We start from the raw sequence: 13,249 nt of genomic DNA, 5'->3' as shown, positions 1-13,249 counted from the left end.
GTGTAAAAATACAATCCGGCCAGAGGAGAGTCCTTGGCCGGACAAGTTAGGATACCCTGACGACGCGCGAAAGGCCCCAAGGGAAAAGTTAAGTTTTCTGTTGAAAAAACAAATCCTTTTCCGCAGGCCCCGCTAACAACAACTTGATACCGGATTTAGACACTGATAAAGCCGGCTTTAATGCCCGCCGGCCAGCGCCAACTTGGTGCATTCGTCAAAGGGGATTCCGTCGGACCGACAGAAACATGCCATTGAACTTAAAACCGGTTGATCAGCCCGCGGAGTGGTAGGGACGGGACAAACGATGCACCGCCTCCACCAAGGCTCCTGCGTGCTCCGGCTTGACGTGTTGCGAGATGCCGTGACCCAGGTTGAATACATGGCCGCTGCCGGCTCCGTAGCTGGCCAGGATGCGGGCCACTTCGCGCTCAATGGCGGCCGGCTCCGCGAACAAGGCGTTGGGGTCGAAGTTGCCCTGCAAGGCCACCTTGCCGCCCACCCGCGCGCGCGCGGCGCCCAGGTCCGTGGTCCAGTCCAACCCCACGCAGTCGGCGCCGATGGCCGCGATTTCCTCCAGCCACTGGCCGCCGCCCTTGGTGAACACGATCACCGGCACGCGGCGGCCGTCGGCCTCGCGCTTCAGGCCGGCGACAATTTGACGCATATAGGCCAGCGAGAACTCGCGATAGGCCGCCTGGGTCAGCGCGCCGCCCCAGGTGTCGAAGATCTGCACCGCCTGCGCGCCGGCGTCGATCTGTGCGTTCAGGTAATCGATCACGGTGCGGGCGTTCACATCCAGGATGTGATGCAGCAACTCAGGGCGGCTGTAAAGCATGGCTTTAACGTGACGGAAATCGTCGGAGCCTCCGCCCTCTATCATGTAGCAGGCCAAGGTGAACGGGCTGCCGGAGAAGCCGATCAGCGGCACGCGGCCATCCAGCGCCTTGCGGATGCTGGACACCGCGTCGAAGACGTAGCCCAGCTTGTCCAGCGCCGGCACCGTCAGCGCGCGGATGGCGGCCTCGTCGCGCAGCGGACGCTCGAACTTAGGCCCCTCGCCTTCCGCGAAGTACAGGCCCAGGCCCATGGCGTCCGGCACGGTCAGGATGTCGGAAAACAGGATGGCGGCGTCCAGCGGGAAACGCTCCAGCGGCTGCAACGTCACCTCGGTGGCATAGTCGGGACTGGTGCATAACCCCATGAAACTGCCGGCTCGGCTGCGAGTGGCGCGGTACTCCGGCAAATAGCGGCCGGCCTGGCGCATCATCCAGATCGGGGTGTATTCGACGGGCTGGCCAAGCAGCGCGCGCAGGAAGGTATCGTTCTTGAGCTGGGTCATGCGGCAATCAGTCCTGAGAGGCGAAAAAAATAGACCGTCATTATACCCGAGTCCCCCGGCCCAGTCCCCCCGCTTGGCGGCTGGCCTCCGCGCGGCTAAGCTGTGCGCCATGAAGAAAACCGTTCTCTTGTCCTGGAGCAGCGGCAAGGACAGCGCTTGGGCGCTGCATGTGCTGCGCCGGGATCCCGACGTTGAAGTCGTCGGACTGTTCACCACCGTCAACCAGGCTTTCCAGCGCGTGGCCATGCACGCGGTGCGGGTGGAGCTGCTGCAGGCGCAGGCGGCGGCGCTGGGCTTGCCGCTGCGCCAGGTAAGCATCCCCTACCCTTGCAGCAACGAGGACTACGCCAGCCGGATGGCGGACTTTGTCAGCGCCTGCCGCGCCGACGGCGTCAGCCATATGGCCTTTGGCGATCTATTTCTGGAAGATGTGCGCGTCTACCGAGAGCAGAGCCTGGCCGGCAGCGGCATTGCGCCGCTATTCCCGTTATGGGGCCTGTCCACCGCGGAACTGGCGCAAACCATGCTGCGCGGCGGGCTCAAAGCCAGGCTGACCTGCCTGGACCCGCGCAAGCTGCCGCGCGGCCTGGCCGGCAGCGAGTTTGGCCAGGCTTTGCTGGACGCGCTGCCGCCGGATGCCGACCCTTGCGGCGAATACGGCGAGTTCCACTCCTTCGCCTGGGACGGCCCGATGTTCCTGCGACCGGTGCCGCATGCAGTGGGCGAAACGGTGGAGCGGGACGGCTTTGTCTTTACCGATCTGCTGCCGCTGGACACTCAACGCGGATAGAACCACAGCTCCTTCCGCTTCAGCGGCGTCTCCTTGGGCAACAAGGGATTGGGCAGTTCTATAATGCGCCGCTGCGCCAGGTTCAAGGCCCGCAGGCGAGGCCCGTTGAAGCGCATGAACAACTTGTCGAAGCTACCATCCTTAACGGCGGCTTCCAGGCCCTGAGTCAGAGCCCGGGCCAGCTCCGGCCGGCGCGGCGACACAAAGAAATAAAAGACCGCCGGATAGTGCAACACAATGAAAGGATCCAGTGTCAGGCCCTTGGCGACGTCTGACTCCAGCTCCTGCCCCACCTCGATCACGCTGCGCGGAAAATAGTCGAAGCGCCCCTGGCGCAACATGGCGAACAGCGGCAGATACAGGGGGCTCGCCACCACCGGCAAGCCCGCGTCGCGCAGAATCTGCGTATCCGGCCAATCCTGCCCTTGACCTGCGGTCAACGCCTTCAAATCCGCTAATGTGAAGACCTTCTCAAACAACCGGCCGCGCTTTTGCGATACCAGCGGCACGCGCCAGCCAATCAAGCCCTTGTACAAAGGGATGCGCACCGGCAGGGCCTTCTGTTCGCGCTCGCGGCTGCTCATGCCCCAGAAAAGATCCACGCTGGCATTGCCGTGCGCCATCTGCTCCAGCGCCCTCCCCTGATTCATGTCCAGTGCGCTGCTCAGTTCGCAACTGATTTTGACCTCACTGCACGCCAGTTGCAGCAAGGCCTGCATATAAGGCAGATGCGGGTCTTGCTCTCCGGACACCAGCGCGTAGCGGATCGACAAAGTTTGCCCCAGCGCCGGCAGCGCCAGAACGCACAGCAGCAGCATCAAGATTCGCATCATGCGCGCCCTCCCGAGAACACCCTGTTCATTATGGCCGCCGCGTAGAGCCTGTTCACAATCTCGCGAACTAAAGCGAGACTTTGAGCGCCATCCTACAGCAGACCCAAACCGCCAAGCAAAGCGCCGGCCGACAATAGCCACAGGGGGTTGAGCGTAGTGCGCCACGCCGCTAGCGCCACCGCGCCGCACAACAACCAGGCGCCTACGCTGGCATTGGCCGCCTGACTTAACAAACAGGCGCTGGCGGCCACCAGGCCTATGGTCAGCGGCGCCAGCCCGCGCTGGATCGCCCGGGTCAACGGCGCCTGCTGATAGCGTTGCCACCAGCGCGCCACGTAAAAACTCAGTACCGACGACGGGCCGCAGATGCCCACCATGCTGACCAGTGCGCCCGGCACCCCGGCCACTTGCCAGCCGATCAGACAGACTACCAGCACATTGGGGCCGGGCGCGGCCTGCGCGATGGCGAACAACGCGGCGAACTCCCGCCCGCTCATCCAGCCCTGTTCCATGACCAGCCGCTGCAACTCGGGAATCAGCACATTGGCGCCGCCCACCGCCACCAGCGACAGCAGGGAGAACTGCCATAACAGCACCAGCAGAATCATGAGTCCTCCTTCGGCCTGTCTCGCCAGGCCAGCCCGATGGCAATGGGGGCCAACAGCGCCAGCGACCACAGCAGGGGCAATTGCAGGACGCCTAGCGCACAGAAGGTCAACGCCGCCACCAGCACGCACCACAGCTTGCGCTCAATGCGCGCCAGCAAGCGCAGCCCCATCGCCGCGATCAGGCCGGCGGCGGCGGAAGCCAAACCATGCAACACATTCTGCACCAGCGGCAGCTGCCGGTAATGGCCGTAGAAGGACGCCAACAACAGTACGATGACCATGGGCGCCAGCAACAAACCGGCGATGGAGGCCAAGGCTCCGCTCACGCCGTGGAAGCGGCTGCCCACCGCCACCGCGACATTGACGATATTGGGCCCCGGCAACACTTGGCCCAGGCCCAGCACCACAGCGAAGTCGGCCTCGCTCAGCCAGCGGCGGCGCAACACCATCATCCGGTGCGCCTGCGGCAATACGCCGCCGAAACCGGTCAGCCCGATAGAGAAAAAGCCGGCGAACAAATCGCGCCGGCTGGGCGCCCGCAAATCCGGTTCCATGCCCTTTCCTCTCTCCAAATCATCCATGCGTTCACGCTACGCCGATGCGCGCCGCAGCTCAAACGAAAATCGCTGACAGGCCCTGTCAATAAAACTCACAGCGCGCCCAAGCGCTCCAGAATGAAGTCTATGAACACCCGAAGCTTGGGCAAAGGCTGGCGATCCGGCAGATAAATCAAATGCATGGGCTTGGGCGGCGGCAAACAACCCGGCAACACCTCCACCAGCCGGCCGGAAGCCACATCGTCGCCCAACAGCGCCTCGGCTTGCAGCACGACGCCGCCGCCGGCCAGCGCCACCATGCGCAAGGCCTGACCATGATTGGACTGGAAGCGGCTGGCCCGCCCCCACTCGCCGGCCCCCAGCAACTCCCAGCCATCGTCCTTGCGCCACAGGGAAAAACCCAGGCAATCATGCTCGGCCAGATCTTCCGGCGCGCGCGGCACGCCTTTGCGCGCCAAATAGGCCGGCGCCGCCGCCACCATCATCCGGTAGGGCTGCAGAGGCCGGGCCACCAAGCCCGAATCGGGCAGCCGGCCGATGCGGAAGGCGGCGTCGTAACCGTCGGCCACCAAGTCGACCAGTTCGTCCGACAAAGTCAGGTCCACCGTGATATCCGGATACGCTTGCATGAACTCTGCCAACAAGCCCGCCAGCCGCAGCGAACCAAAGGTCACAGAGGCATTGACGCGCAGCACGCCGCGCGGCGCGCCGCTCATCAACTCGGCGCCGCTTTCCGCCGCGCGAATTTCCGCCAGAATGGACTGGCAGCGTTGAAAGTAATGCAGGCCCAGCTCGGTCAATTGCTGGCGGCGGGTGGTGCGCGCCAGCAAGCGGCCGCCCAGCCGCTGTTCCAGGCTGGCGATATGCTTGCCCACCATGGGTTGGGACAAGCCATGCGCCTCGGCCGCCGCGGTGAAACTGCCTCGCTCCACCACCGCCACGAACAGCTCCATGCTCAAAAGGCGATCCATGCCATTCATAACCTATGGTTTTCAATCTTGTTCATCTTAGCGGATTAATCAATGCTCCGCGCGGGAGCAGAATGAGCGGGTCTTAACACTTGTCCGGGAGATTTCCCATGAAAAAGATTCTCATCGTCGGCGCCCACGGCACTCTGGGCCAGGCCGTCAGCCAGGCGCTGTCCCACCATCAAGTCATCAAAGCGGGCAGCCGCCGCGGTGATGTGCTGGTGGACCTGACCAATGGCGACAGCATCCGCGCGTTATTCGAACGCATCGGCGGGGTGGACGCCATCATCAGCGCCGCCGGCAAGCTGCACTTCGGCCCCTTGGCGGAGATGAACGCCGAACAATTTCGCATCGGCCTCAACGACAAGCTGATGGGCCAGGTGGAGTTGGCGCTGATCGGCCAACACTATCTGAACGCCGGCGGCTCCATCACCCTGACCAGCGGCATCGTCAGCGAACAGCCCATCCGCTTCGGCAGCAACGCCAGCGCCGTGAACTCCGCATTGGAGGGCTTTGTGCGCGGCGCGGCGGCGGAGCTGGACGGCGGACGCCGCATCAATGTGGTCAGCCCCAACGTGTTGCAGGAATCCTGGGAGCAGTACCGGGACTTTTTCCCCGGCTTCGAAGCGGTGCCAGCGGCACGCGCGGCCCTAGCCTATGTCCGCAGCGTGGAAGGCGTGCAGACCGGTCAAACGCTGCGCGTCTGGTAAGCCCCCGCCTCAATCGTAAATCGTCATCAAGCCGGCCATCTCGCGCTTGCCCGCGGCGGACAGACAAGCCGTCTTCAATTTGCCCAGCATGACGGCGTCGCGCGCCAGCTCGCTGCGTTTGGATACGTAGAGCGCCATTGGCTCGTCGCCGTGCACGTATTCGGCCAGATTGGGCAGGCTCTCGCCCATCTGCCTCAGCGCGTGGCCGCAGCCTGGACGCACGCACATCATTGCGTCCAGCCTGCCGGCTTGCAGCATGCGAAACCCCTGCGGCATGTCCGATACCTCCACCGGCGTCGCCCCGCTTTCGGCGACAAAGCCGTCCAGGGTGTGGGTGCCGCGCAGAATGCCCAGGCTGCGCAGGCGGAACCACTGCGGACCTATGGGCGATACTTGGCCGCGACGATGGTAGAGCACGGAAATGCGGATCGACACCGGCCTGCACAGCTCCACGGCGAAGCGTGCTCGCTCCGGCGAAGCGGTCACCAGCGCCAGCGCGTTTCGCCCATTTCTCAGCTCCTCTATCGCGCGCGGCAACGGCCGGACATCCTGAGTCAGCGCCAGCCCCGCCTGCTTCGCCACAAACCGGATGAAACGAGGCGCCAGGCCGTCCTGACTAGCGCCGTCGCCCCAGGGCCCAATATCCTGACTGGAGGAGTGGTAGCCGGCCGCCAGCGCAGGCAGCGCCAGCCACCCCGCCAACAGTCCCCGCCATCGTTTGGCCATGCCATTCCCCTTGATTGAGACATCACGCCTAGCCTCACTATAGCCCGCAATGGAAAAGCCCCCGCAAGCAAGGCTTGCAGGGGCTTTCCGTCCTTTGAGAACAACCGGCGCGGTCGCTCAGATATCGGCCTCTACCGCGTTGCCATTGGCTTCCATCCAGCTGCGGCGGCTGGACGCTTCCCCTTTGCCCATCAGCATGACGAAAGTGGACAACGTCTGCTCCAGCTCGCCGGTGCGCACCCGCACTTGGGATAAACGGCGGGTATCTGGATTCATCGTGGTGTCCTTCAACTGCTCCGGGTTCATCTCGCCCAGGCCCTTGAAGCGGGAAATGCTCCAGGCGTTCTCTCGCACGCCTTCGCTGCGCAGCCGGTCAAGGATGGCGGTCATCTCTCCTTCGTCCAAGGCGTACAGCTTGCGCGGCGGACGATGCTTGCCCTGGCCGGGCACGTCCACGCGGAACAGCGGCGGCTGAGCCACATAGATATTGCCGTTCTCGATCAAACGCGGGAAATGGCGGAAGAACAACGTCAGCAAGAGCACCTGGATATGAGAACCGTCCACGTCCGCGTCGGACAGGATGGCGATCTTGCCGTAGCGCTGGCCGGACAAGTCCGGGTGGTCGCTGGGCCCGTGCGGATCCACCCCGATGGCCACCGAAATGTCGTGAATCTCGGCATTGGAGAACAGCTGGTCCTTATCGGTTTCCCAGCTATTGAGCACCTTTCCGCGCAGGGGCAAGATGGCCTGGTATTCCTTGTCTCGCGCCAGCTTGGCGGAACCGCCGGCGGAATCGCCCTCCACCAGGAACAGCTCGTTGCGATCGATATCCTCGCTCTCGCAATCGGTCAGTTTGCCGGGCAGCACCGCCACGCCGGAGCCTTTTTTCTTTTCAACCTTCTTCACCGACTTCAGACGCGACTGCGCCTGGCGGATGGCCAGTTCGGCAATCTTCTTGCCGGACTCCACGTTCTGGTTCAGCCACAGCTCCACCGGATCGCGCGCCAGGCCGGAAATCAGCTTCAGAGCGTCGCGGCTGGTCAGCTTGTCCTTGGTCTGCCCCTGAAACTGCGGGTCCAGCACCCGGGCGGACAATACGAAGCGCACTCGGCTCCACACATCCTCCGCCATCAGCTTGACGCCGCGCGGCAATAGGTTGTGGTGATCGATGAAACTCTTTACCGCGTCGAACACGCCGGCACGCAAACCAGCTTCATGAGTGCCGCCCACCGGCGTCGGAATCAAGTTGACGTAGCTCTCGCCGCTGGCGCCATCCTCGAACCAGGCCATCGCCCACTGTACGCCCTCGCCCTTGGCGAACTGCTCGTGATCGTCGCCGATATACGCCTCTCCGGCAAACAAGGGCGCCACCGGCTCGTCGCCGTTGCACAGCTCGGCCAGATAGCTCTTCAAGCCCTCCGGATATTGCCAGACCTTGACCTCGTCGCCGCTGGGACGCTCCACTACCAGGGTGACCGCCACGCCGGGCAGCAGCACCGCCTTGGCGCGCAGCAGGCGCTCCAGCTCCGGCAAGGAGTAACGCGGGCTTTCAAAATACTTGCCGTCGGGCCAGACCCTGACCCGAGTGCCGCTGGTGCGCGGTCCGCAATCCCCCACCCGAGTCAACGGCTCAATGACGTCGCCGCCGGAAAACACCAGACGGTGCACGCCGCCTTCGCGCTTGACCTCCACCTCCAGCCGGGTGGACAGCGCATTGGTTACCGACACGCCAACCCCGTGCAGGCCCCCGGAAAAAGCGTAGGCGCCGCCGTCTTTCTTATTGAACTTGCCGCCTGCGTGCAACCGGGTGAACACCAGTTCCACCACCGGCACGCCTTCTTGCGGATGCAGGCCCACCGGAATGCCGCGGCCATCGTCCTCCACCGACAAGGAGCCATCCTGATGCACCGTCACCGCGATCTTGCGCGCGAAGCCCCCCAAGGCCTCATCAGCGGCGTTGTCTATCACTTCCTGGCAAATATGGGTGGGATCGGTGGTGCGGGTGTACATCCCCGGCCGTTCCTTGACCGGCTCCAAGCCTTTCAGCACCCGTACCGACGACTCATCGTATTGTTGCGTCATGTTTGAATCTTGTTGCTCAGCAAATTACGCCAAACGCCGCGGCCAACGGCCACGGCGCAAAAAAAGACAGCGGGCCATGCCCGCCGTGTCGCTTCGAGGCGCGCGGACGGCGCCGCGTCAATGCGGCTCCTGAGCGCGGCCAAGGCGAGCCAGATAGGCCTCCCTGCTTTCCACTCCGCGCAGGAAGCGCGACAGCTCGGCCAACGCGCGCTCGTACACCTCGCGCTTGAACTCGATCACCGCGTCCACCGGCGCCCAGTATTCGTTCCAGCGCCAGCCGTCAAACTCGGGGTGGCTGCTGGCGCGCAGGCAAACGTCGCACTCGCGCCCCACCAGCTTCAGCAGAAACCAAATCTGCTTCTGCCCCTTGTAACTGCCGCGCCACTCCCGGCGCACCCAGTTGGTCGGCACCTCGTAACGCATCCAGTCGCGGGTGCGTCCCAGTATTTTCACATGTTGCGGCAGCAAACCCACCTCTTCCAGCAGCTCGCGATACATCGCGGCTTCCGGACTCTCGCCTGGCTTGATCCCGCCTTGCGGAAACTGCCAGGAATGCTCCCGCACTCGCTTGCCCCAGAACACCTCATTTTTACCGTTGATGAGGATGATTCCGACATTGGGGCGGTATCCGTCCCGGTCCAGCATTGGAAAACCTGCAATTCATCTAGTTGAACGAATTTTTGCACATTTCGCCCCGCCTTGCCATGGACTCTATCGCCAGCCTCGCAAAGGTTCGACTTCGTCCGGAACTGCGCTGGCGCAAGGATTGCTCAGGCGCGGACTCCCCCAAGAGGCGAAAACGATGCTACGATTCCACGATTAAACGTCAAACCCAACGCTTACATGGCATTTCTGCTAAAAAGATCGTTGCTGGCTCAGCTTCCCAAGCTGCGCATGCAAGCCGACGCCATCACCACCCTGCACCAGACCGCCGACTTCCGCCTTTGCCTGCTGGAAGCGATCGCGCAGGCCCGGCACCGCATCTATATCGCCGCGCTCTATCTGGAGCATGACGAAGCCGGCCAGGAAGTGCTGGACGCGCTGTTCGCCGCCAAACAGCGGCAACCGCAGCTGGATATCCGCGTCATGGTGGACTGGCACCGCGCCCAGCGCGGGCGCATCGGAGAAAGCCAGGACAGCTGCAACGCCGCCTGGTATCGGGCTCAGGCGCTGCGGCACAACGTTGACGTGCCCATTTACGGCATCCCGGTGCAAACCCGCGAGCTGTTTGGCGTGCTGCATCTTAAAGGGCTGATCATTGACGACCAGGTGCTGTACAGCGGCGCCAGCATCAACAATGTCTACTTGCACAAATTGGATAAGTACCGCTTCGACCGCTACCACCTGATTCGCAATCAGGCGCTGACGGATGTGATGTCCAGCTATATGCACGAGCAGTTCTTCAACGATCCCGCGGTATTCCGGCTGGACAAACCGGCGCCGGCCACCCGCAGCATACGCAAGGAAATCCGCGCCTTCCGCGATAAGATCAGCCATAGCCAATACCGGATTGAAAACCCGACAGGCGCGGAAGACGGACTGGCCATCAGCCCGATTGTCGGCATCGGCAAAGGGAATATGCTCAACCGGGTGATTCTGGAACTGGTTGCAAACACCCGCAGTTCGCTGTTCATCTGCACACCCTATTTCAATTTTCCGCGGCCGGTGGTGCTCGCCATCAGCAAGGCGCTGCGCCGCGGCGTGCAAATAGACATCGTCGTCGGCGACAAAACCGCCAATGACTTCTACATTCCGCCCAGCGAGCCCTTCCGCGTCATCGGCGCGCTGCCCTATCTCTACGAAATGAACTTGCGCCGCTTCGCCAAGCGCCAACGCCACTACATCGGCATCGGCCAGCTGCGGGTGCATCAGTGGAAAGACGGCGACAACACCTATCACCTCAAAGGCATGTTCAGCGACCAGCGCTACATGCTGCTGACCGGCAACAATCTCAATCCGCGCGCCTTCCGCCTGGACATGGAGAATGCGTTGCTGATCAGCGACCCCAACGCCGAACTCAAACACCAGAACCAGCAAGAGCAGGAAAACATCTTGCGTCACAGCCGGCAGTTGCTGCATTACCGCGAACTGGAAGACGTTCGAACCTATCCCGAACAAATCAAAAAACTATTGACCCGCCTGAGCCGCGTGCGCATCGACCGCATGCTCAACCTGATGCTGTAAACGCTCTTAACCTGTTTACGATCTGCTGCGCGTCGGCGATACCGCGTTGAAAACCGCTTCGAAATGCTCATGTACCGTGTGTACACTCCGCTTTCTCAGCTGTTTTCGCCTTGTTTCACCTTAGCTCGCTAGATCGTAAACACGTTCTGAAGCCCCCCGCGCGACGGCGGAGAAAACAGGAGGCGCAAAAGCGCATCAGCGTTTCGAAACCGTCGCGTCCCGAATAGGCTCCAAACGTCTCCGCCATTTCCGCCCGCATCGGCCCATATGCTAAAAAGATGAAAGCGCTTAGCAAAACATGGAGCCCGAGATGTCGGCCATCAAGATCAACACCCAAAACCTGAGCATCAGCCACGAGCTGTCGGAAAAGTGGCAGCAGGTGCTGGATCTGCTGGCCAAGATCGTAGACATCCCCGCCGCGCTGATCATGCAGAAGCAGGCGCCTAGCATCAAAGTCTTCCTCTCCAGCCATAGCCAAGGCAACCCGTACGAAGAAAACGAACTGGCCGACCTCGACACCGGCCTGTATTGCGAAACCGTGATGAGCAGCCGCAAGGAACTGCTGGTGCCCAACGCCTTGAAAGACCCCGACTGGGATCACAACCCTGACATCAAGCTGGGTATGATCTCTTATCTGGGCATGCCGCTTATCTGGCCCAATCAGGATATCTTCGGCACCATTTGCGTGCTGGACCGCGTGGAAAATCCCTACAGCCCAACCCACAAGCAATTGCTCAGCCAGTTCCGCTCCATGGTGGAGCGCGACCTGCATCAGGTTTACCACGACATGGCCAGGGAACAAGAGGACGCCATTCTGCGCGCGGACGAGGCCGAACGCGTTAGGCGGGAATTCGAATCGCTGCGAGCCGGAGAGCGGAAAGCGTTACAGGCTTTGCGCGAAAGCGAGGAACGCTGGCACTTCGCACTGGAAGGCGCCGGCGACGGCGTATGGGATTGGGACATCGCCGGCGACGCCGTCTTTCTCTCCCCCCGCTGTCGGCAACTGCTGGGACTGGACGATAAAGACACCGGCGCGTTCAAGCTCTGGCACACCGGCATCCACCCCGACGACCTGCCGACGGTAAAGGCCGACATCACAGCCTATCGGCGCCAAGCAGAAGGCTCATTCACCTCGGAGCACCGTTTCCGCACACAACACGGCTGGATCTGGCTGTTGAGCCGCGGCATGGTGGTGAGCCGCGACGAGCAGGGGCGGCCGTCGCGCATGATAGGCACCTACTCTGACATCAGCCAGCGCAAGCAGGCGGAATCCGAGCTGCAACAGCTCAATAGCCACTTGGAAGACCGCGTCGCCAAGCGAAGCGCCGAGCTCAAACAGGCCATGCAGCAAATCAGCATTGCGGAAAAACAGACGGCGCTCGCCCGCATGGTCGCCGGCATGGCGCATGAATTGAACACGCCGATAGGAAATATTCTGCTTAGCGCTTCCGTATTGCACGCGGACCTCACGTCCATCATCCACGCAGACGAAGCCAAGCAACTCTCGCGCGGCAATCTGCAAGCCTTTCTGCGCAAGGCGGTCGAAACCAGCGAATTGTTGCAAAGAAACAGCGAGCTGGCCGGGGATCTGATCAGCCGCTTCAAGCTGATTGCCTCCGATCAACTCAAGCAACCCAAGCGCGCGTTCAAGCCCGCTCAAACCATTGCCCAATTGACCCGCGCCCTGCTTCCGCCGGAGCACTATCCCGATATCCAGCTAACACTGGACGCGCCTCATGATCTACAGATCGAGAATTATCCGGGCGCTTTGGAACAGCTGCTGTCCCATCTCATCGCCAACAGTCTTGCCCACGGCTTCAACGAGCACGACCACGGCCGCATAGACATCCAGTTGCAAGCGCAGCAAGAAACGCTGCTGCTGCGCTATTCAGACGACGGCAAGGGTATTGCGCCAGAGCTGCAACACAAGGTTTTCGACCCCTTCTTCACCACGCAAATGGGACAGAGCGGCGTGGGGCTGGGACTCGCCATGGTGCACAACATCGTGCACACCATACTGAAAGGCGAGATTCGGCTAGACAGCGCACCGGGACAAGGCGCCAGCTTCACCATCCGCTTCCCTCCCAACCAACACTGAACCGCAAGGCGGACCGTCCCAGACGCGCGAAAGCCTCCCATGGGGAGGCTTGGCAAGATCTGAACACCAATGCAAAAGCCCAGCTCGTCTGAGCTGGGCTTCGCAATCGGGCGTCTGGCGGTGTCCTACTTTCACATGGCGAATGCCACACTATCATCGGCGCTAAGGCGTTTCACGGTCCTGTTCGGGATGGGAAGGCGTGGGACCACCTCGCTATGGCCACCAGACATAAACTGGTACAAACTAGAAGAAGCCTGGGCTGATCTTTGATCAGCCCACATATATTCGGTATTCAATTGTGTCGCACATCCACACTTCGTCGCTCAGTCTCCCAAGCCACTCAAATGATAGGAT

At 62.1% G+C, this 13,249-nt stretch carries 12 protein-coding genes and 1 rRNA gene; 4 read left to right on the top strand and 9 right to left on the bottom strand.

Annotated elements, in window-relative coordinates; genetic code table 11:
* Positions 1-271: 271 nt before the first annotated feature.
* Positions 272-1,339, bottom strand: a complete 1,068-nt coding sequence (hemE, locus tag BR71_RS11955; RefSeq protein WP_043637540.1) for a uroporphyrinogen decarboxylase — start codon at positions 1,337-1,339, stop codon at positions 272-274.
* 109 nt (positions 1,340-1,448) lie between these two features.
* Here hemE and BR71_RS11950 point away from each other — a divergent pair, with 109 nt between their 5' ends.
* A complete protein-coding gene (locus tag BR71_RS11950; protein WP_043637537.1) occupies positions 1,449-2,129 on the top strand; it encodes a Dph6-related ATP pyrophosphatase in 681 nt (226 codons plus the stop codon).
* Here the strand turns inward: BR71_RS11950 and BR71_RS11945 are convergent.
* From BR71_RS11945 to BR71_RS11930, 4 genes are all read right to left on the bottom strand, one after another.
* Positions 2,117-2,962 (bottom strand): substrate-binding periplasmic protein, encoded by an 846-nt coding sequence (locus BR71_RS11945; protein ID WP_043637534.1) that lies wholly within the window; start codon positions 2,960-2,962, stop codon positions 2,117-2,119. The genes BR71_RS11950 and BR71_RS11945 overlap by 13 nt on opposite strands.
* Positions 2,963-3,054: 92 nt before the next feature.
* Positions 3,055-3,570: a chromate transporter gene (locus BR71_RS11940; protein ID WP_043637529.1), complete on the bottom strand. Its 516-nt coding sequence runs from the start codon at positions 3,568-3,570 to the stop codon at positions 3,055-3,057.
* Entirely contained in the window at positions 3,567-4,124 is a 558-nt protein-coding gene (locus tag BR71_RS11935; protein ID WP_043637525.1) for a chromate transporter, read from the bottom strand. The genes BR71_RS11940 and BR71_RS11935 overlap by 4 nt, the downstream gene beginning before the upstream one ends.
* A 95-nt stretch (positions 4,125-4,219) precedes the next feature.
* A complete protein-coding gene (locus BR71_RS11930; RefSeq protein WP_043637726.1) occupies positions 4,220-5,098 on the bottom strand; it encodes a LysR family transcriptional regulator in 879 nt (292 codons plus the stop codon).
* A gap of 107 nt (positions 5,099-5,205) precedes the next feature.
* Here BR71_RS11930 and BR71_RS11925 point away from each other — a divergent pair, with 107 nt between their 5' ends.
* A complete protein-coding gene (locus BR71_RS11925) occupies positions 5,206-5,805 on the top strand; it encodes a short chain dehydrogenase (protein WP_019103835.1) in 600 nt (199 codons plus the stop codon).
* A gap of 9 nt (positions 5,806-5,814) precedes the next feature.
* On the opposite strand, the gene BR71_RS11920 is transcribed toward BR71_RS11925, so the two are convergent.
* From BR71_RS11920 to BR71_RS11910, 3 genes are all read right to left on the bottom strand, one after another.
* Positions 5,815-6,531 (bottom strand): substrate-binding periplasmic protein, encoded by a 717-nt coding sequence (locus tag BR71_RS11920; protein ID WP_043637522.1) that lies wholly within the window; start codon positions 6,529-6,531, stop codon positions 5,815-5,817.
* A gap of 117 nt (positions 6,532-6,648) precedes the next feature.
* A complete protein-coding gene (parE, locus tag BR71_RS11915; RefSeq protein ID WP_019103837.1) occupies positions 6,649-8,613 on the bottom strand; it encodes a DNA topoisomerase IV subunit B in 1,965 nt (654 codons plus the stop codon).
* Positions 8,614-8,730: 117 nt separating this feature from the next.
* Entirely contained in the window at positions 8,731-9,258 is a 528-nt protein-coding gene (locus tag BR71_RS11910; RefSeq protein WP_019103838.1) for an RNA pyrophosphohydrolase, read from the bottom strand.
* 198 nt (positions 9,259-9,456) lie between these two features.
* Here BR71_RS11910 and pssA point away from each other — a divergent pair, with 198 nt between their 5' ends.
* Both pssA and BR71_RS11900 read left to right on the top strand, forming a co-directional pair.
* Positions 9,457-10,797 carry a CDP-diacylglycerol--serine O-phosphatidyltransferase gene (pssA, locus tag BR71_RS11905; protein WP_043637518.1) on the top strand — a complete coding sequence of 447 codons (1,341 nt, stop codon included), beginning with the start codon at positions 9,457-9,459 and terminating at the stop codon, positions 10,795-10,797.
* Between the two features lie 310 nt (positions 10,798-11,107).
* Positions 11,108-12,895: a sensor histidine kinase gene (locus BR71_RS11900; protein ID WP_043637724.1), complete on the top strand. Its 1,788-nt coding sequence runs from the start codon at positions 11,108-11,110 to the stop codon at positions 12,893-12,895.
* 112 nt (positions 12,896-13,007) lie between these two features.
* Here BR71_RS11900 and rrf read toward each other — a convergent pair.
* Positions 13,008-13,122, bottom strand: a 5S ribosomal RNA gene (gene rrf / locus BR71_RS11895).
* Between the last annotated feature and the right edge of the window lie 127 nt (positions 13,123-13,249).

Origin of the sequence: Chromobacterium haemolyticum DSM 19808 (assembly GCF_000711885.1) — a bacterium.
GTDB lineage: Bacteria > Pseudomonadota > Gammaproteobacteria > Burkholderiales > Chromobacteriaceae > Chromobacterium > Chromobacterium haemolyticum.
The sequence above is the reverse complement of the archived record's forward strand: the minus strand, read 5'-3'. Positions and strand labels throughout refer to the sequence as shown.

What these genes read in the sequence shown, in the direction of transcription:
- pssA (WP_043637518.1), top strand. Translation starts at nt 9,457, where the DNA reads ATGGCATTTCTGCTAAAAAGATCGTTGCTGGCTCAGCTTCCCAAGCTG.
- BR71_RS11940 (WP_043637529.1), bottom strand. Translation starts at nt 3,570, where the DNA reads ATGATTCTGCTGGTGCTGTTATGGCAGTTCTCCCTGCTGTCGCTGGTG.
- BR71_RS11920 (WP_043637522.1), bottom strand. Translation starts at nt 6,531, where the DNA reads ATGGCCAAACGATGGCGGGGACTGTTGGCGGGGTGGCTGGCGCTGCCT.
- BR71_RS11910 (WP_019103838.1), bottom strand. Translation starts at nt 9,258, where the DNA reads ATGCTGGACCGGGACGGATACCGCCCCAATGTCGGAATCATCCTCATC.
- BR71_RS11935 (WP_043637525.1), bottom strand. Translation starts at nt 4,124, where the DNA reads ATGGAACCGGATTTGCGGGCGCCCAGCCGGCGCGATTTGTTCGCCGGC.
- BR71_RS11925 (WP_019103835.1), top strand. Translation starts at nt 5,206, where the DNA reads ATGAAAAAGATTCTCATCGTCGGCGCCCACGGCACTCTGGGCCAGGCC.
- parE (WP_019103837.1), bottom strand. Translation starts at nt 8,613, where the DNA reads ATGACGCAACAATACGATGAGTCGTCGGTACGGGTGCTGAAAGGCTTG.
- BR71_RS11930 (WP_043637726.1), bottom strand. Translation starts at nt 5,098, where the DNA reads ATGGATCGCCTTTTGAGCATGGAGCTGTTCGTGGCGGTGGTGGAGCGA.
- BR71_RS11900 (WP_043637724.1), top strand. Translation starts at nt 11,108, where the DNA reads ATGTCGGCCATCAAGATCAACACCCAAAACCTGAGCATCAGCCACGAG.
- BR71_RS11950 (WP_043637537.1), top strand. Translation starts at nt 1,449, where the DNA reads ATGAAGAAAACCGTTCTCTTGTCCTGGAGCAGCGGCAAGGACAGCGCT.
- BR71_RS11945 (WP_043637534.1), bottom strand. Translation starts at nt 2,962, where the DNA reads ATGATGCGAATCTTGATGCTGCTGCTGTGCGTTCTGGCGCTGCCGGCG.
- hemE (WP_043637540.1), bottom strand. Translation starts at nt 1,339, where the DNA reads ATGACCCAGCTCAAGAACGATACCTTCCTGCGCGCGCTGCTTGGCCAG.